14 protein-coding genes are annotated in these 17,125 nt (G+C 36.0%); 6 read left to right on the top strand and 8 right to left on the bottom strand.

Annotated elements, in window-relative coordinates:
- Positions 1 to 27 precede the first annotated feature (27 nt).
- The 5 genes from J2786_RS05530 to J2786_RS05510 form a co-directional block, all read right to left on the bottom strand.
- Positions 28 to 2,166 carry a DEAD/DEAH box helicase gene (locus J2786_RS05530; RefSeq protein ID WP_047430527.1) on the bottom strand — a complete coding sequence of 713 codons (2,139 nt, stop codon included), beginning with the start codon at positions 2,164 to 2,166 and terminating at the stop codon, positions 28 to 30.
- On the bottom strand, positions 2,163 to 3,479 hold the full coding sequence (locus J2786_RS05525; RefSeq protein ID WP_047430530.1) for an ATP-binding protein: 1,317 nt from the start codon (positions 3,477 to 3,479) through the stop codon (positions 2,163 to 2,165). Before J2786_RS05525 ends, J2786_RS05530 begins: the two co-directional genes overlap by 4 nt.
- Entirely contained in the window at positions 3,472 to 4,944 is a 1,473-nt protein-coding gene (locus J2786_RS05520; RefSeq protein WP_052186960.1) for a tellurite resistance TerB C-terminal domain-containing protein, read from the bottom strand. Before J2786_RS05520 ends, J2786_RS05525 begins: the two co-directional genes overlap by 8 nt.
- Before the next feature lie 48 nt (positions 4,945 to 4,992).
- Positions 4,993 to 5,883, bottom strand: coding sequence for a BRCT domain-containing protein (locus tag J2786_RS05515; RefSeq protein ID WP_047430535.1), 891 nt, complete (start codon positions 5,881 to 5,883; stop codon positions 4,993 to 4,995).
- A 382-nt stretch (positions 5,884 to 6,265) separates the two neighbouring features.
- A complete protein-coding gene (locus J2786_RS05510) occupies positions 6,266 to 6,898 on the bottom strand; it encodes a chloramphenicol acetyltransferase (RefSeq protein WP_047430538.1) in 633 nt (210 codons plus the stop codon).
- A 217-nt stretch (positions 6,899 to 7,115) separates the two neighbouring features.
- Here J2786_RS05510 and J2786_RS05505 point away from each other — a divergent pair, with 217 nt between their 5' ends.
- Together J2786_RS05505 and J2786_RS05500 are read left to right on the top strand one after the other, a co-directional pair.
- The gene (locus tag J2786_RS05505) at positions 7,116 to 7,961 is read left to right on the top strand and encodes an NAD(P)-dependent oxidoreductase (RefSeq protein ID WP_047430541.1); all 846 of its coding nucleotides are present in this window, start codon (positions 7,116 to 7,118) and stop codon (positions 7,959 to 7,961) included.
- An 11-nt stretch (positions 7,962 to 7,972) separates the two neighbouring features.
- Positions 7,973 to 8,419 carry a PPC domain-containing DNA-binding protein gene (locus J2786_RS05500; RefSeq protein WP_052186961.1) on the top strand — a complete coding sequence of 149 codons (447 nt, stop codon included), beginning with the start codon at positions 7,973 to 7,975 and terminating at the stop codon, positions 8,417 to 8,419.
- Positions 8,420 to 8,581: 162 nt separating this feature from the next.
- Here J2786_RS05500 and J2786_RS05495 read toward each other — a convergent pair whose 3' ends face one another.
- Genes J2786_RS05495 through J2786_RS05485 form a run of 3 tightly spaced genes read right to left on the bottom strand, consistent with a single transcriptional unit; the run spans position 8,582 to position 10,601 of the window.
- Complete coding sequence (locus tag J2786_RS05495) at positions 8,582 to 9,385, bottom strand: helix-turn-helix domain-containing protein (RefSeq protein WP_047430544.1); 804 nt, start codon at positions 9,383 to 9,385, stop codon at positions 8,582 to 8,584.
- Between the two features lie 18 nt (positions 9,386 to 9,403).
- On the bottom strand, positions 9,404 to 9,805 hold the full coding sequence (locus J2786_RS05490; protein WP_047433266.1) for a GlcG/HbpS family heme-binding protein: 402 nt from the start codon (positions 9,803 to 9,805) through the stop codon (positions 9,404 to 9,406).
- A gap of 4 nt (positions 9,806 to 9,809) precedes the next feature.
- Positions 9,810 to 10,601, bottom strand: coding sequence for an SDR family oxidoreductase (locus tag J2786_RS05485; protein WP_047430548.1), 792 nt, complete (start codon positions 10,599 to 10,601; stop codon positions 9,810 to 9,812).
- Between the two features lie 250 nt (positions 10,602 to 10,851).
- Between J2786_RS05485 and J2786_RS05480 the strand changes: the two genes are divergently transcribed.
- The 4 genes from J2786_RS05480 to J2786_RS05465 all read left to right on the top strand — a co-directional run bounded on the left by J2786_RS05480 (position 10,852) and on the right by J2786_RS05465 (position 16,928).
- Positions 10,852 to 10,995, top strand: a complete 144-nt coding sequence (locus J2786_RS05480) for a hypothetical protein (RefSeq protein WP_185097553.1) — start codon at positions 10,852 to 10,854, stop codon at positions 10,993 to 10,995.
- 160 nt (positions 10,996 to 11,155) lie between these two features.
- Positions 11,156 to 12,178 (top strand): ligase-associated DNA damage response exonuclease, encoded by a 1,023-nt coding sequence (locus J2786_RS05475; RefSeq protein ID WP_047430551.1) that lies wholly within the window; start codon positions 11,156 to 11,158, stop codon positions 12,176 to 12,178.
- Positions 12,175 to 13,755 carry an ATP-dependent DNA ligase gene (locus tag J2786_RS05470; protein ID WP_047430554.1) on the top strand — a complete coding sequence of 527 codons (1,581 nt, stop codon included), beginning with the start codon at positions 12,175 to 12,177 and terminating at the stop codon, positions 13,753 to 13,755. Before J2786_RS05475 ends, J2786_RS05470 begins: the two co-directional genes overlap by 4 nt.
- 719 nt (positions 13,756 to 14,474) lie before the next feature.
- Complete coding sequence (locus J2786_RS05465) at positions 14,475 to 16,928, top strand: ligase-associated DNA damage response DEXH box helicase (protein WP_047430555.1); 2,454 nt, start codon at positions 14,475 to 14,477, stop codon at positions 16,926 to 16,928.
- Positions 16,929 to 17,125: the final 197 nt, after the last annotated feature.

Below are 17,125 nucleotides of genomic sequence, written 5' to 3'. Positions count from 1 at the left end.
CAGATTGAATCCGGCTTTTGATTATTGCTATTTATTATCTATAATTTTCAAGTCCTGAAGATAGATCCTACAGCCTTCAAAATCGAAATATTTTTCTTTCAATAATTTCACCTGATAACATATGGGAAGATACTTTCCCCATTTAGAAAAATCAATAATTGCAGGGTTGCCTTCTAATAAACCCGTTAGTATTTCATCAATATTTTGCTCTATACAAGAATTGGTGAAAACGGTTTTTACTTGTTCCGCGGTATGACCTTCTATTTCAAAGGCACTCTTTTGAGGATCCAGCGTATTTTTTATATTCAGACTATCCAATATCAATTCTATTGTACGGTTAATTCTTGAACTTGTAAAAGAATAAAAAGTAAGCTTTTCGTTATGATCCAGCAGAGGTCTTTCTTTTTTGAAATCGCTAATGGTAAAAGAAGAAAATTCACTTCGCAAAAGAATAATCATTTGCTGAGCAACGTCATCCAGAAATTCATATTGTTCTTTGAAACTAAGTATTTCAAACATTTTTTCTCTGATCATATGAGCTATATCTGCAGCATCTCCGAAAAATTTAGGTTTCTTACCGTCTTTTGCAGGGATTACCTCTATTTTCTTTGTCTGATAATCAATATCTTTTATACTCCATATCTTGGCGGAAAGGTAAATGTTTTCATTCTCTCTTATTTGTGAGGAAAGAGGTAATTCTCCAATTTTGATGCCATTATTGGATACTTTAAAAAACACAGGGGTATTAAAAAGACTATAAAAATCTTTGTTGTTAACTACTTTTTCTCCTTCGATTCCAATAATCAACTCATTGCCCAGCTTCTCAAAAAAATCAATGGTAGTAAGGTGAAAGATAATTTCCTCTGTTTCTTTTAGGGTGATCTCCAAAAAGGCAGGATTTCCCATGATTTCCTCCACAAGTTTAGGTAAAGAAATTCCGGAATAGCTTTTAACAATAGATAAAAGCTGATGAACCATAACATCATAAGGCTTTTTGTTAATATAAACAGGTTCTATATATTGTTCCTGATAGAGTAACCAACATGCCAGAGATTGTAACAGGCTCCATGCGTCTGTGGCATACAAGAATAGATTGCTAGCTTTTCCCTCCCTTCTACCGCTTCTTCCTACACGCTGAATAAGTGAAGCAATGCTATGGGTAGCATCAATCTGAACCACTTCATCTACATTCCCAATATCAATACCTAGCTCCAGCGTTGAAGTACAGGAGATACAAAAGTTTTGTAGAGTCGAATTTTTAGCAAAAAACTCCACATATTCACGGACTTCTTTATCTACAGAAGAATGATGCGAAAAATAATTTTTGTGACCACCCACTTTCTCTGAAATTTGTTTCAATTTCACTGCTACTTCTTCTACTCTGCCACGGGCATTGGGGAATATTAAAACTTTGCTTTCTCTGGTCCGGATATAGAGGTCTTTTAATAATGGTAAAGGCAATTCTTCAACAGTACCTGGGAAATATTTAAATACAGCATTGATAGGTTTTGGAGTCGTATCCCGGATCACTTTTGTATAATCACTTTCTCCAAGAAACTCTTTCAGTTCACTATACTGGTTTGCGTCACTTACAGTTGCAGAAAGTCCTATCACACTAAACTTTTTAGCATTTATTTTTTGAAGGCGGCTTAATAAGGATTGCAAATGAGTTCCCCTGTCTGAACCCAGGAAAGAATGAATTTCGTCAATAACCACATATTCTAAGGTAGAAAACAAGTGGCGTACATTATAAGGTTTATTGACAAACATTGCTTCCAGAGATTCCGGAGTAATAAGAACAATACCTTCAGGAGTTTTCAAAAGTCTGTCTTTAGCCCCTTTTGATGCTTCACCATGCCATTTTGTCACGGGAACATCCAGATATTCACAAAGGCTTTCCACCCGAACAAACTGATCATTGATCAAAGCAATTAAAGGAGAAATATAAAGAACTTTTACTCCCGGTTCTTTAAAGTTTACTTTTGATAAAATAGGTAGAAAAGCAGCTTCAGTTTTACCTGAAGCTGTTCTGGATATTAAAATGTAATTATTGTCAGTAGACATAATCCTTTGAATGGAAGCCTCCTGAATAGGTCTGAGACTTTCCCACTTCTTATCCCTGATGTATTTTCTGATGGGTTCAGAAAGCAGATTGAAGGCTGTCATAGTTCTTCAATACTGTCTAAAAGGATAAGATCATTCGGTCTTTCATCAGAGATTTCAATTTCTCCAAAAAGTCTTTTTTTATCAACATCCGGATTTTGTCTGATGATATTAAGCACATTCAAAAAGTCTCTGATCACTTCTCTTGGTGTCAGGAATTCTGCAGCACCTGGTTTGTTGAAAATCTCCTCCATAAAAGAAGAAATCTCTTCATCTGTTATCTTGAGTTCTATTTTATAATTAAAATCAAAGATCAGTTTCAGTTTCTTCAGAAGAACAAATATTTCATTATGATTTAAAGGCATCAGCCTGATGACTGGCTGTGCGAAATCTCGAAGCTCAGAGGTTTCAAATTTATTAGCTTCAAGCCTTGATTTTAAAGCCTGATAACTGAATAATCCTCTCCTTTCATTTTCCAGAAATTCTTTTGTTCCCGCAAAATTGATAAATAGATTGGCTACTTTCCCTTGAAAACAATCATTATAAATAGATAAAATCTTCTCGTAGTTTTTCTCACGAGAAGCCATAGTAGAAATTTTATAGAGATTGATGGCTTCATCCAGATTAATCATAAAGCCACTATAACCCATACTTACAAAGAGCTTACAAAAGTTTTTAAGCATGTCATAATAATTGGAATCATTGATAATTTCCCTGATTCCTAAATCCTGTCTTGCTTCTGTTTTAGTACTATATTCACCTTTCAGCCATTTCAGGGCATTTCTACGTAATAATTCGTCTCCTTTAATGTAACCTTCATAATATTTAACAATAGCAGAGCCGAAATCAAAACCGCCCACTTCTGTAATTTCATTTACTGTTTTCATGATAGAATTCTGAATCAGTACCTGATACTGATCATTTCGGATCTCCATCAGGGATATATGGTTTTCTTCTGCTGTTTTTGTAATCACCTGCTCAATCCATTTTTCAAGTAATGTCTGTAAGGCTCCTCCTTCCGGCTTCGTCTGAATCGCAATGTTATCCATAATAGCAGAATAAAGAATCACGCTTTTCCCGTCATTGGAATAAAGTCTGTTATCAGGTGTAAAATCAGCATTGGCAACAACAAACTTTTGCTTCAAAGCCACCGTATTCAGAAGGTGAAGCATAAAAGATTTTCCACTTCCGAAATCACCAATCCAGAATTTCACGAGACTGAGACCATTTCGGACATCTTCCAAAGCATTGATAAAAGCATTAATTTCCTCAGATCTCCCTACCGTAATATGTTGTACTCCTATTTTAGGGACTACACCGCTTACCAGAGAGTTGATAATAGAAGTAGCTTCTTTAGGTTTAATATTGTCAATCATTGTTTAAGAGTTTTTTGTAATAATTTGTGTTAATAATAAAATATTCTTCTTCTTCCTCGATCAGAATATCATCGAGGTGTTCAAAACAGCATTCATTAATGGAATCTATGGTAGAGCCCATAAAAAGACCTTTTGCTTTAATAAAATCCCGAAGTTCCTCCTGTAAAATATTGAAACTGTGTTTTTCAAATAAATCAAGAATATCCGTTTGAATATCTGTTAAATGAAGGTGAGCATCATATTTTGAAGCCTGAATCTCTGATATTAATGGAGCATCTATGGCCTTTAATTCTTGTTTGTTAGCAACTTCTTTCTGTTGCATCGAAATCAATTCTTCTTCGCTATCATCATTTAGAATCTGCCCTAATATTTCAGCTGTTTCAGAATGTTGTGCCTGAATATTTTTAATTTCTTCTGTATCAATTTTAATTCTCTTTCTTTTAGGTAAATAAAACTGATTAATCTTCTCGAGAGCAATTTCCAGATTTCTGTCAGCAATAAAATCATTCAACAGCTTTTCAAAGTCAGAAAACTGTTCTTGAGTAGAGAAAAGTTTTTTCTGAATGTTTTTTGGAAATTCCCTTTTATCAAATTTAGGAGATTTGAGATCCTTTTCTAAATAATGAATATAAAGTCTCAATGCGCAATGCCTATCATATTCTGCAACAAATTTTGAGGATTCAAAAAATATTGCATCCACAGATGGGTTTTTGATATTCACTTCTGCGAGTCTGAAAATCTCTCTTTCAAAGGCAATCGGGTTGGAATAATCATCTCGGATCAATTCAAATTTTGTCTTCCAGCGGTTGGTATTATTTTCATTAAGAATAATATTGGTTTTGTAATCAGCATCCAGAATCTGATATTGGTTTTCAATCAGAAAAGTTTCAAGCTTTGAAACCATTTTTTTATTGTATTGATAAAGAATATCATGATCGGTATAATTGAAATCCGTATTGATTTTCCTTTTGATACCATACACTTCACGAACATTATTTTCACAAAGCTTTAAAATATGATTGAAAATTTCCGTCTGTACAGAATTGTAGGTATAGCTATAATTCAGGCTGTCTTTTCTATAATTGTACCTGAGACAAACAATGATTTCGGAAAGTTCATCAATGACAGTTGGGTATGATTTGTTGACAGGAATACAGCTAGTATAAAGATATTCTATTGATCTTAAAAACTGTTTTATGATTTGTATTCTGCAAAATTCAATCTCGTTGAAGACATTGTTGGAAAAAGACATGGCATCAAGTATGACCATCTGACTTTCATTAAGATTGAGTTTTCGATTGTATTTTTTACCTATTTTCCAAATATCCGGGTCATATGATCGATGAATCTCCGGAATATTCACGGAAACAAAATCTTCATTTCCAAAATCAATCGGATTCTCATAATTTCCGGAAACATCAATAATAAAAGGATCGGTATTGAATGAATCTTTGTCGTTCGGCATACGTACTCGTGGGGTTATCATTACAGACTGTTCTAAAGGAATTTCTTATCAGACAGCATCAAAAATATCAAACTCATGAACCAAAATAATGGTATGCCCGGACTTTCTTAGATCTAAGGCTTTTTCCACTTTTCTTCCATAGCAGGAATAGCTCCAGCAGGCATTATTTGTATCTCCAATAATCAGATAGTCTGTTTTTTTAGAAATACTATTTACAGGGATGCCTCCTTTAGCTGTAATTGCCTTCTGTAATTCACTTCTGGTACCTCTGCTTAAAATTCCAGTGATACAGAAGGTTTTATTTTCAAAAATAATTTCAGGATCTATCGCACAGATACCGGTTATAGAAACACCTTCTGTATCTTTTTCTACTTTTTCAGCAGTATCTGTATTCTTTAATACAACAAATTGTTTGATAAAAGCAGTCAATATTGCTCGTTCTTCATCTTCTATTTTTTTGTCGGCAACGACTGATAAAACGAGACTTCGAATCTCATCGTAAGGGTAATGTGAATTCAGGTGTTCATTTTCTGATAACCATTCATGAAGCTTAAAAATTTCATTATCGTTTAAAACGCCATCAGCCAGTATGCCATGGAAAATTCCCTGTAAAAGCTGTAAATCTGAAGTGATTCCATTGTAATAAATACTGTCGTGTTCATACTTCTGGCACAACCAGTATAGATCTTCAACAGCTTCTATAGGCGGGATTTCATTGGATGCTGTACTTTCGATTAAAAGCATAAATTCACGAAACGGATTTCTATTGATCAGATCATAATGCTCTTTAGCCCATAGTATGAGCTCGTTCATTTCCTTAATATCAATGATATCATCGGAAAGGATTCCCAGTAAAAGTCCTTTTAAAGAATTAATTGCTTTATCTGCTCTTGCTTTGGAAGTAAGAACCAGAAGTTCGGGATTTTCAAAATTGGCCATCTTAATACAGTTGAGTTATAGTTATTAGTTTCTTGATCGTAAATCAATATTCTAATATAAGTAATATAATGACTCAAATGTATTGAAGATTTGAAAATATTTTTTACGGTTTTCCTCAATGATATATGAGAAAAGTTAAAAAATAGAATAACAAATACCTTTTTCTATCTTTATACAAAGACTTTTGAACTTCTGATTATTAAATTATAGATGTTTCGACAGGCTCAGCATGACAACCCACATACTACATTATATTTACATGAAATTGATGTTAGCCAATACATTAATCAATAGTTTATGATTATTTTGTTCAAAAATCATGGATTTGTTAGCATAAGATATGAAAAAATAAAGCATTTATTCAATCCCGGAATTATATAGATTACAGACAATGCTCCAGCTCTTTCTGAAACTCTTCCAGATATCTGGCTATGTGAATTCCGTCTGCCAGTCCATGATGTGCTTCAATAGAGACCGGAAGATATTTTCTTCCTTCACGGATATTGAATCTTCCAAAAGAAATTTTGGGAACCGATTCTGCTGTATTAAAATCTGTAGGATGCAAAATCGCACTGAAAGAATTCCAAGGAATGGTAGTATGTCTGACGTGATCTTTTCCCAGCCTTCCGTTGCTTAATCTCAACCCAGTGGTTTCGTGTACTCCTTTTATTTCCTCCTGCAGCGCGGAATTGAATGTTTCAAAATCTTCTGAGAAAGGAGTGAATGAAAAACCGAAAGTTCCATCCGGTCTTCCGATTGTACTGCCGGCATGAACGGTATCAAACTGTATCACCTGCCCATCAACAATTCTAAGCTTCAACTCCTCCACTCTATTGACCGCTACCATAGATTTGTGGAAATAGTAGGCAAAAAATGAATACCCTTTTTTTTTGGCTGTATCGTAAGCTTTTGTACAATCCACCTCTGTTGTAAATCCAAAATAAGGGCTTGCCATAGTAGAAAAAAATTCAAAATGCTCTTTTCTGTTCCAGTTGTCTATATCTACGATCTTCATTACTTCTTATTTGCTGCAAATTTCTGAAAGTTTATCCGGTTTTAAAAGCTTATAGATAAAAATATAATTAAAACTTAGTTTTATAAAAGAACTGTTTGGTCGATATTTTGCTGCAAAACACACATATTTATACTTTAATTGAACTCAGAAAACTCCCCTTCACTCAGGAGATTGATCACATAAAAAATTAATTAATAACAAAATAGTAACCAGGACAATGGAAAAAATCGGATTCATCGGATTAGGAAATATGGGCCATCCTATGGCAAAGAATATTGAAAAAGCAGGATTTCCACTTTCAGTGTACAACAGATCTGTTGAAAAAGCTAAAGATTTTGAAGAAAAATCGACAGTCTACACCCAGGTTAAAGACCTTGTTCAAAACAGTGATGTCATATTTACAATGTTAACCAACGATTCTGCCGTAAAAGCAGTATATGAAGAAATTATTCCTTTAAACATTCAGGGGAAACTCTTTGTAGATATGAGCACAATTTCTCTGGAAGCATCTGCTGCAACGTCTGCTGCTCTGAAAATAAAAGAGGCTTCTTTTATTGATGCCCCCGTAGCAGGCAGTACCCAACCGGCACAGGAAGGAACCCTTATCATTATGGCAGGAGGTGAAGAAAAAGATATCCAGCGTGCCATGCCCTATCTTTTGAAAATGGGAAAATCTGTAAAACATTTAGGTGAAAACGGAAAAGGTATTGCAGGAAAACTATCGATTAATTATTTTCTGTCTGCCATTTATCAGGGACTTGCAGAAACAGTTTTATTAGCCGGAAAATTAGGGATCGAAAGATCAGATATGCTGGAAATCATCAATGAGAGTGCCAGTGGAAGCGGTGCTACCAAAGTAAAAACCCCTCTGCTGACAGCCGATAAGTACGCTCCGGCATTTGCCCTTGACCTGATGCTGAAAGACATCCGTTTAGCCAAAGATGCGGGTGCTGATTATCCTTTATCCGAAACGCTGATTCAAACTTATCAAAATGCACACAATACAGGCTTCGGTCAGGATGACGTTATAGGAATCATCAATTATTTAAAAACAATAGAATAAATAAAGAGGTCATGAATTATAAAGGAAAACATTGGTCTGCCAGAAAAACAGATCACATTTACATCGTTAGTCTTGATAATCATTCCAATATAGTAGAAACTTTAACCGATTTCATTCAGGATCAGAATATCAAGGCGGGAGAAGTAACCGGAATCGGAGCTGTGAGTGAAGCTACTCTCCGTTTCTTTAATCCGGCGACCAAAAAATATGTGGACAGGACTTTCAAAGAACAGATGGAAGTCACCAATATTTCCGGAAATGTTTCTGAAATAGAAGGAAAACAAACGCTGCATCTTCACATTACACTGGGGAGAGAAGATTATACAGCCTTAGCCGGACACCTTTTAGAAGCAAAAATTCAGGGAGCTGCAGAATTTATATTCTATCCATTGAATACCAGAATGGTAAAAATGAAAAATGAAGAAACAGGAATCAACCTCTATGATTTTGAAAAGTGAAATTCCGGTTTCCTGCTGTTTCAGGAAGGGTGCAAATCACTGAAAATATAATTTCTTAGATAAAGGAAAATACAAAGACACAGGATTAATTTCCTGTGTCTTTGTGTTTCTGACAAATCAGCAATGCTTATGATATATATTGTGTTTTTTTAATCACTTTCATTACACCTCTGTAGTCGTCATCCCAAATTTCTTTTTGAAAGAAGAATAAAAGTGAGATAAATTCTCAAAGCCTAAATCAAGATAAATATCTGAAGGCTTTTTATCCTGATTTTTAATCAAATAATAGGCTTCCTTTAATCTTTTTTCTTTCAGCCACTGTTTCGGTGTCATTTTAAATATTTTATTGAAATCTCTTTTAAATCCTGAAAGGCTCCGCCCTGTAAGCCTTGCAAAAGCTTCTACCGACACATTGAACATATAGTTTTTGTTCATAAACTCTGCAAGGTCGATCTTATGAGGTTCAGAAAAATCAAAAAGAAGGTTCTTAAGGTCCGGATTGCTCAGCAACAGTAGTTCCAGGGCTTCCTTTACCTTCAATGCAGCTAATTTTGGAGGTATTTCCTTTGTTTTATTAATATAAGGAATAAGAGAAGCAAAATAGCTCTTAAAAAAATCATCAGGCTCAAAAAACAACCGCTCCTGGTCTGGAAAAATGGCATTTGCTGCAATCTTATTCTCAGTGGCATACTGTCTTAGTGTTTCATCATCAAGCGTAATAGAAATAAATTGATACTTTTCATGAGCTGAAGGATATTTGACCGTTCTGATCAGTTGATTTTTCCTAACAAGGACCACCGTATTTTCTTTGATCACCGTCTTCCCTTGTTCATGAAAAGCATGCGTTTCTCCTGAAATCTGAAATCCCAGAAAATAGTGAGGGATAAACTCTTCATGGCCTCTGTAAGATTCAAAAGCGCATGAATAAACTAGTTTGTCAAATATAATCTCAGAAGTGTTTTCCATGATACAAATATCTGAAATTTAAGCAATAACCTGCGCTCCTGCCCCGGCAATTTCCTTATCCTGTTCCGGAGTTCCTCCTGAAGAACCTATTGCCCCTATGATCTTTCCGTCTGTATCTTTTAAGACCACGCCGCCCGCGATAGTCAGAAGCCCTTCATTAGAATTCAGCATTCCATAACCATGAACTCCTGTTTCAGAAATAATTTCTCCCATGATATCACTGTTTACACCAAACATGACAGCTGTTTTCGCTTTTTTGACCGCAAAATCAATTACTCCATAAACACTGTCCAGTCTCGCTAATGCAACAAGATGTCCTCCCGTATCCACTACAGCAATACTCACAGGAATATTCATCGATAATGCCTTTTCTTTTGCGGCATGTAAAGCTTTTTCTGCAGTTTTATAATTCAGTACCATGATATTAGCTTTTTGATGTCCAGGCATCTGCCTGAAGTTGTTTTACGAAATCTTCAGTTTCCTTTGGATGTACGTTTCTGAAATTACTATTGTCATCTAATGCTACGTTTACAATCACGTCTGCCATAGATTGCGGATCCAGCTGGTGTGCTAAAGATTCTGCAGCCCCATCAAATACGGATTCCGGAGTAAAGTTGATTTTCGGATCATACCAGTGGAAAATAGAATCTACTCCCCTGTCATTGAAACCAGTCCCAAATACTCCTGGATTACACGTTGCAATTTTAATATTGAATGGAGCTAATTCAGTTTTCAGCCCTTCTGCAATAGATTCCAGCGCATGTTTTGAAGCACAATAGGCAGCAACATAAGGAACAGTCCATAACCCTCCCATTGAAGAGGTAAAAACAATCTTCCCGCTTTTCTTTTCAACAAACTTTTTGATAAAACCCTGCGCAAGATTCAACGCTCCAAATACATTCACTTCGAACATAGAGCGGATAATATCTACTGGCTGTTCTGCAATAGGGCCACCTTCCATAATTCCTGCGTTACTGATAAGAATATCTATATCATCATACTTCTTTACAATATACTCTACATCTCTCGGGTTGGTTACATCCAGTTTATCCACTGTCAGATTTATTCCCTGTTCTTTAGCTTCACGGATTAAATCACTCATCTGAGGATAAATCTGTGCAGTAGCGATTACCTGATGTCCTTTTTTAGCAAGTTCGAAAGCAGCAATCTTTCCAAATCCGCTTGCTGCACCTGTAATTAAAATTGTTTTACTCATTGTATTCTTTTTTAATGATGATACAAAATTCCAGGATTTTAAGAAGACCAATATTGGCTCAACGTTCATTTTTATATTGCTGAAAAGCTCAAAAAAAACTAATAGAATTACATGTTTTTTCTTAATAACTTTCCTTTTACATCATAAAAAGATAGATTTATCATTAAATTGTAATCTTTAAAAAGTAAAAACCGATATATACTTAAAATTAAACGATGTTTAATTTTAATCTCCTCTTCTTCTTTTAGCTATGCCCAGCAACGAATTTAAACTGGGATATGCTCTCTCTCCAGAAGTTTCCGTATTCCGGATATGGCCATCGATGGTAAAAGCATTCAGCCTGACTATTACATTCATCAGACCATCCCAGACTTTCAATGGAGTGATTAGGTAAACGATGTTCTAATGAAAAATAAAATAATAAGCTGTTTTACGTGGAGACAGCTTTTTTGATATTTTTCCATAAAACATTCAGTTTTTAATCAATAAAAAATACCACTTTATTAAAATTGGTTAAGTTTTTGAAGCGTATTTTTGTAAAACCAGTCACACCATTGAAATTAATCACATTTACCAAAAAAGGAATTTACTGTCCACAGGGAAAATTTTATATTGATCCCTGGCGACCTGTAGACCTGGCAGTTATCACCCATGGTCACGCCGATCATGCCCGTTGGGGAATGAAAAAATACCTTTGTCATCATTTTACAAAACCTATTTTATACCAAAGAATAGGACCGGATATCGAATGCCAAAGCGTAGAATATGGAGAAGCTATTACCATTAACGGAGTAAAACTTTCACTTCATCCTGCCGGACATATCATCGGTTCTGCACAGATAAGGCTTGAATATAAAGGATATGTAACGGTCATATCAGGAGATTATAAAGTACAGAATGATGGATTAAGCACTCCTTTTGAACTGGTAAAGTGTAATGAATTTGTAACGGAAAGTACTTTTGGTCTTCCTATTTACAACTGGCTGGAAGTTCCGGATTTAAATAACAAACTTCAGAATTGGGTGCTGAAGAATAAAGAAAATAACAAAACCTCTGTTTTCATTGGATATTCTCTTGGGAAAGCCCAGCGTATCATGAAAGCCGTGGAAGAACTGGGAAAAATATATGTTCACTATTCCATCGGAAAACTGAATGACGCTTTTGAAACAGTAGGAATTGATCTTCCTGAATATACCATTGCAGATTTCAGAGAACGTCCGAAAGAAGTAGAACACGAAATTGTCATTGTACCCCCAGCTTTACTCGACAGTAATATCATTAAGAAAATTCCGGATCTGGCTACGGCAATATGTTCCGGCTGGATGCAGGTGCGCGGTGCCAGAAGATGGCGGAGTGCAGACGCAGGATTTGCGATGAGCGATCATGCAGACTGGAAAGGACTGTTACAAACCGTAAAAGCAACTGAAGCAGAACTTGTACATGTAACCCACGGACAGACAGAAGTTTTTTCCAAGTACCTGAACGAAATAGGAATTAAAGCAGATGTTGTAGAAACACTTTACGGAGAAGACGAAGAAGAATCTGAAAAAGAAACCCTTGAAACCCCGGAATCATGAGACATTTTGCAGATCTTATCAACGCATTGGAAACGACCAATAAAACCAATGCCAAAATTGACGCTATCATTGATTATCTGGAACGTGCTCCTGATGAGGATAAAGTATGGTTTATTGCCTTATTTACCGGAAAAAGACCTAAGAGAAATGTCAATACCAATTACATGAAAGAATGGGCACTGGAAATCACACAACTTCCCTATTGGCTGTTTCAGGAATCCTATTCTTCAGTAGGTGATCTCGGGGAAACCTTATCATTGATTCTTCCACCTCCCGAGGAAAAAATAGAACGTTCATTATCAGAATGGATGAATGATATCGTGAGCTTAAAAAGCAAAACAGATACAGAAAAAAAAGAATTTGTACTGCAATCATGGAACGGTTTGGATTACACTGAACGTCTTATTTTTAATAAATTAATCGGTGGAAGCTTCCGGATTGGAGTCTCAGATAAAACATTAATCAATGCTCTGACCAAATTTTCGGGCCAGGAATCAAGTGCTTTGATGCATAGTTTAATGGGAAAATGGCTTCCGGATGAAGTTTCTTTCAAAGAACTTATTGATGCCGAAAATGTGAATCCTGACAATTCAAAACCCTATCCTTTCTGCCTCGCCTATCCTTTGGAAAAAGAGCCTGAAGAATTGGGAAATCCGGATGAATGGCTTGTAGAATACAAATGGGACGGAATCCGTGGACAGATTATCCGAAGAAATGACGAAGTCTTCATCTGGTCAAGAGGTGAAGAGCTCGTAACAGAACAATTTCCAGAAATTGCAGAAGTCGTAAAAGCCATGAAAGGTAACTTTGTACTGGATGGAGAAATACTTGCGGTAAAAGAAGGTAAGGTTTTAAATTTTAATGAATTACAAAAAAGATTAAACAGGAAAACTTTAACTAAAAAAATGCTCTCAGAAATCCCCATAGAAGTTTTCGTTTACGACTTATTGGAACTGGAAGATAACGATCTCAGAGAAAAACCGATCTCGGCAAGAAGAGCGCTTCTTGAAGAATTATTGCTGAATGAAAATCCGGAACGCATCACTATTTCAAGAAGTCTGGATTTTGAAAAATGGGAAGAACTGGATGTTCTCCGTGAAAATTCAAGGGATATAAACAGCGAAGGATTGATGCTAAAACAAAAAAACTCTCCCTATCATTCCGGGCGAAAAAAAGGCGACTGGTGGAAGTGGAAAATCAACCCGCTTACCATTGATGCTGTTCTCATCTATGCTCAGAAAGGAAGCGGCAGGCGAAGTGCTTATTATACCGATTATACTTTTGCCGTGAAAAACGGTGATACCTTGGTAACTATTGCCAAAGCCTATTCCGGATTAACGGACAAGGAAATTATGGAGGTGAGTAGGTTTGTAACTAAAAATGCTATTGAAAAATTTGGTCCTGTAAGAACAGTAAAAGCAGAACTTGTCTTTGAAATTGCTTTTGAAGGCATAGGATTCAGCAACCGCCACAAAAGCGGTGTGGCCCTCCGGTTTCCGAGAATTGTAAGATGGCGTAAAGACAAAACGGTGGATGAAATTGATGATTTGGAAGAGATAAAAAAATTAATACAATAGATTTTAACGCAATGGCGCAAGGTATTTTAATTTATTAATAATATTTCGTTCGCAAAGGCACTACGTTCAGTAATAGTAAGAATTGCCTTTGCTAAGTGAAACGCCCTTGCGATCGAAAATTAAAAATATCTTATAAAATCATAGCGTATCTTGCATTAGAACAAAAAATAATACAATAGATTTTAACGCAATGGCGCAAGGTATTTTAACTTATTAGTAATATTTTCGTTCGCAAAGGCACTACGTTCAGCAATAGTAAGATATTGTCTTGGCTAAGTGAAACACTCTTGCGATCGAAAATTAAAAATATCTTATAAAGTCTTAGCGCTCCTTGCATTTAAAACAAAAATTAGTACAATAATGTTAACGCAATGGCGCAAGGTATTTTAACTTATTAATAATATTTTTTGTTCGCAAATACACTTCGTTTAGCGATAGTAAGAATTGCCTTTGCTGAGTGAAACGCCCTTGCGATCGAAAATTAAAAATATCATATAAAGTCTTAGCGCTCCTTGCATTTAAAACAAAAATTAGTACAATAATGTTAACGCAATGGCGCAAGGTATTTTAACTTATTAATAATATTTTCGTTCGTAAAGGCACTACATTCAGCAATAGTAAAATATTGTCTTTGCTAAGTGAAACGCCCTTGCGATCGAAAAGTAAACAAAATCATAAAAACTTTGCGCGTTTTGCGTTAAAACAAAAAAAAAATAAAATTGGCAGCTTTTGAACATAGCAACGGATTCAAGATCATTCAGCAATGGATGACCGATAAAGGTATTGCCCCATTTAAATTTCAGCTGGAAACCTGGAAGAAATTTGGAAGCGGATATAGCGGAATGGTCGTTGCTCCTACCGGTTTTGGGAAGACTTTTTCCGTGTTTTTAGCCTTGGTTTCAGACTTTCTCAATTATCCTGAACATTATAAGAAAGGGTTGAAAATGGTCTGGATAACACCGCTTCGTTCTCTTTCCAAAGATATTGCAAAAGCGATGCAGGAAGCCATTGACGAAATCGGGCTCGATTGGGCTGTAGGCGTGAGAAATGGAGATACTGATCCCAAAGTAAGACAGCAGCAGGTAAAAAAGATGCCTGAAATTCTTGTCGTAACCCCTGAAAGTCTTCATTTGCTTCTGGCTCAGAAAAATAATGAACGTTTTTTCACCGGAATGAAATGTGTTGCGGTGGATGAATGGCATGAATTATTAGGTTCAAAGCGTGGTGTCATGGTAGAACTTGGAATTTCACAACTTAGAAAATATGTTCCGGAGATTAAGATCTGGGGAATCACAGCTACCATCGGAAATCTGGATGAAGCTATGGAGGTACTTATTCCGTATGACATTAAAAAGACAAAAATTACTGCAAAAGAACATAAAAAAATAGATATTCTGCCGGTTTTCCCCGAGGAAATCGAAATATTACCCTGGGCAGGACATCTTGGAAATAAACTGGCGGATAAAGTGGTTCCTATTATTCTTGAATCAAAATCTACCATTGTGTTTACGAATACCAGAAGCCAGAGTGAAATGTGGTATCAGCTATTGCTGGATGCACATCCTGATTTTGCAGGCCAGATTGCAATTCATCACAGTTCTATTGATGCTCATTTAAGAATCTGGATTGAAGAAAACTTAAGTTCTGGAAAATTAAAAGCCGTAGTTTCTACTTCATCCCTCGACCTTGGAATTGATTTTAAACCTGTAGACACCGTTATTCAGGTAGGATCGGCCAAAGGAGTGGCACGGTTTCTTCAAAGAGCAGGACGCAGCGGCCACTCCCCTTTTGAAACTTCCAAAATCTATTGTGTTCCGACCCATTCTTTGGAACTTATTGAAGTTTCGGCCCTGAAAGAAGCCGTAAAACAAAAAGTGGTTGAGCCAAGAGATCCACAGGTTTTATGTTTCGATGTGCTGGTTCAGTTTCTGATGACATTGGCTGTTGGAGATGGCTTTTATCCTGACGAACTGTATGAAAGAATCAGAAAAGTATATGCTTTTCAGGAAATGCTGGATGAGGAATGGAAAAGCATTCTGGAATTCCTTACCATCGGCGGCAGTGTATTAAAAAACTATGAAGAATTCCATAAAATTGTCATTATGGAAGACGGTCTGTATAAAGTAACTTCAAGGAAAATTGCGATGCTTCACCGGATGAATATGGGGGTGATTGTGAGTGATGCGATGTTGAAGGTGAAATTTATATCCGGAGGTTATATTGGAATGATTGAAGAATATTTTATTTCAAAGCTGAAAAAAGAGGAAAAATTTATTCTTGCCGGACGTACACTGGAAGTTGTCATCATTAAAGATATGACGGTATATGTGAGGGCAGCTAAAGGTAGAGCCCTGGTTCCGAGTTATCTCGGCGGAAGGCTTCCTTTGAGTTCCAATCTGGGACATTTTTTGAGAGAAAAACTTTCGCATGCTTTAAATCCTAAAGCTTCAGAAAAAGAACTTAAATTTTTGCACCCGCTTTTAATTAATCAGGAAAAAAATTCCCATATTCCCAAAGAAGACGAGTTTCTGGTAGAAATGATCAAAAACCGTGAAGGCTACCATTTGTTTATGTATCCTTTTGAAGGACGTTTGGTCCATGAAGTAATGGCGGCTCTGATTGCCTACCGGATCTCAAAACTGGCTCCTATTTCCTTTTCGATGGCCATGAATGACTATGGCTTTGAATTGTTCAGCGATAAAGAAATTCCTTTAAATGAAGATAATCTGCAACAGATTTTAAGCAGAGAAAACCTTATGAATGATGTGATTGCAAGCATCAATTCGGCGGAAATGGCAAGGAGAAAATTCCGGGACATTGCTGTGATTTCAGGAATGGTGATTCAAAATTATGCAGGACAGCAGCGCTCCAACAAATCATTACAGAGCTCTGCAGGATTAATTTTTAAAGTATTGGAAGACCACGATCCCAATCACTTTTTAATAAAACAGGCGTACACAGAAGTCTTTAATATGCAGCTTCAGGAACAGCGGCTTGTAGAGGCTTTTAAAAGAATTGAAAAATCGGAAATTATTTTAAAACATTCCCGTTCTTTTACTCCGCTCAGCTTCCCGATTAAGGTAGACAGCTTAAGGCAGACACTTTCCAGCGAAGGCTTGGATGCAAGAATTAAAAGGATGTTGAAACTGTCCAATATAAGTGATCTTTTATAATCGGTTAATATGTTTTCTGTAAGAACAGATATGCCAATGATATTTGTTTATCGTAAAAAATTGATAATAATAACGTTTTAAGGCGCAAATATTTTTATCTCCGATAAAATTTAGTCCCGTTAATCTTCCTGAAAACCTTTAATTTTCTTGCGACTTAAAAAAAAATAGATCATATAAAATTTGCGACTTTGCGGGAT

The sequence above is a fragment of the Chryseobacterium vietnamense genome (assembly GCF_031454475.1).
Lineage (GTDB): Bacteria > Bacteroidota > Bacteroidia > Flavobacteriales > Weeksellaceae > Chryseobacterium > Chryseobacterium vietnamense.
The sequence above is the reverse complement of the archived record's forward strand: the minus strand, read 5'-3'. Positions and strand labels throughout refer to the sequence as shown.

Bases quoted from the DNA above. Each gene is read 5' to 3' on its own strand.
- J2786_RS05530 (WP_047430527.1), bottom strand. From the start codon at position 2,166: ATGACAGCCTTCAATCTGCTTTCTGAACCCATCAGAAAATACATCAGG.
- J2786_RS05525 (WP_047430530.1), bottom strand. From the start codon at position 3,479: ATGATTGACAATATTAAACCTAAAGAAGCTACTTCTATTATCAACTCT.
- J2786_RS05520 (WP_052186960.1), bottom strand. From the start codon at position 4,944: ATGCCGAACGACAAAGATTCATTCAATACCGATCCTTTTATTATTGAT.
- J2786_RS05515 (WP_047430535.1), bottom strand. From the start codon at position 5,883: ATGGCCAATTTTGAAAATCCCGAACTTCTGGTTCTTACTTCCAAAGCA.
- J2786_RS05510 (WP_047430538.1), bottom strand. From the start codon at position 6,898: ATGAAGATCGTAGATATAGACAACTGGAACAGAAAAGAGCATTTTGAA.
- J2786_RS05505 (WP_047430541.1), top strand. From the start codon at position 7,116: ATGGAAAAAATCGGATTCATCGGATTAGGAAATATGGGCCATCCTATG.
- J2786_RS05500 (WP_052186961.1), top strand. From the start codon at position 7,973: ATGAATTATAAAGGAAAACATTGGTCTGCCAGAAAAACAGATCACATT.
- J2786_RS05495 (WP_047430544.1), bottom strand. From the start codon at position 9,385: ATGGAAAACACTTCTGAGATTATATTTGACAAACTAGTTTATTCATGC.
- J2786_RS05490 (WP_047433266.1), bottom strand. From the start codon at position 9,805: ATGGTACTGAATTATAAAACTGCAGAAAAAGCTTTACATGCCGCAAAA.
- J2786_RS05485 (WP_047430548.1), bottom strand. From the start codon at position 10,601: ATGAGTAAAACAATTTTAATTACAGGTGCAGCAAGCGGATTTGGAAAG.
- J2786_RS05480 (WP_185097553.1), top strand. From the start codon at position 10,852: ATGCCCAGCAACGAATTTAAACTGGGATATGCTCTCTCTCCAGAAGTT.
- J2786_RS05470 (WP_047430554.1), top strand. From the start codon at position 12,175: ATGAGACATTTTGCAGATCTTATCAACGCATTGGAAACGACCAATAAA.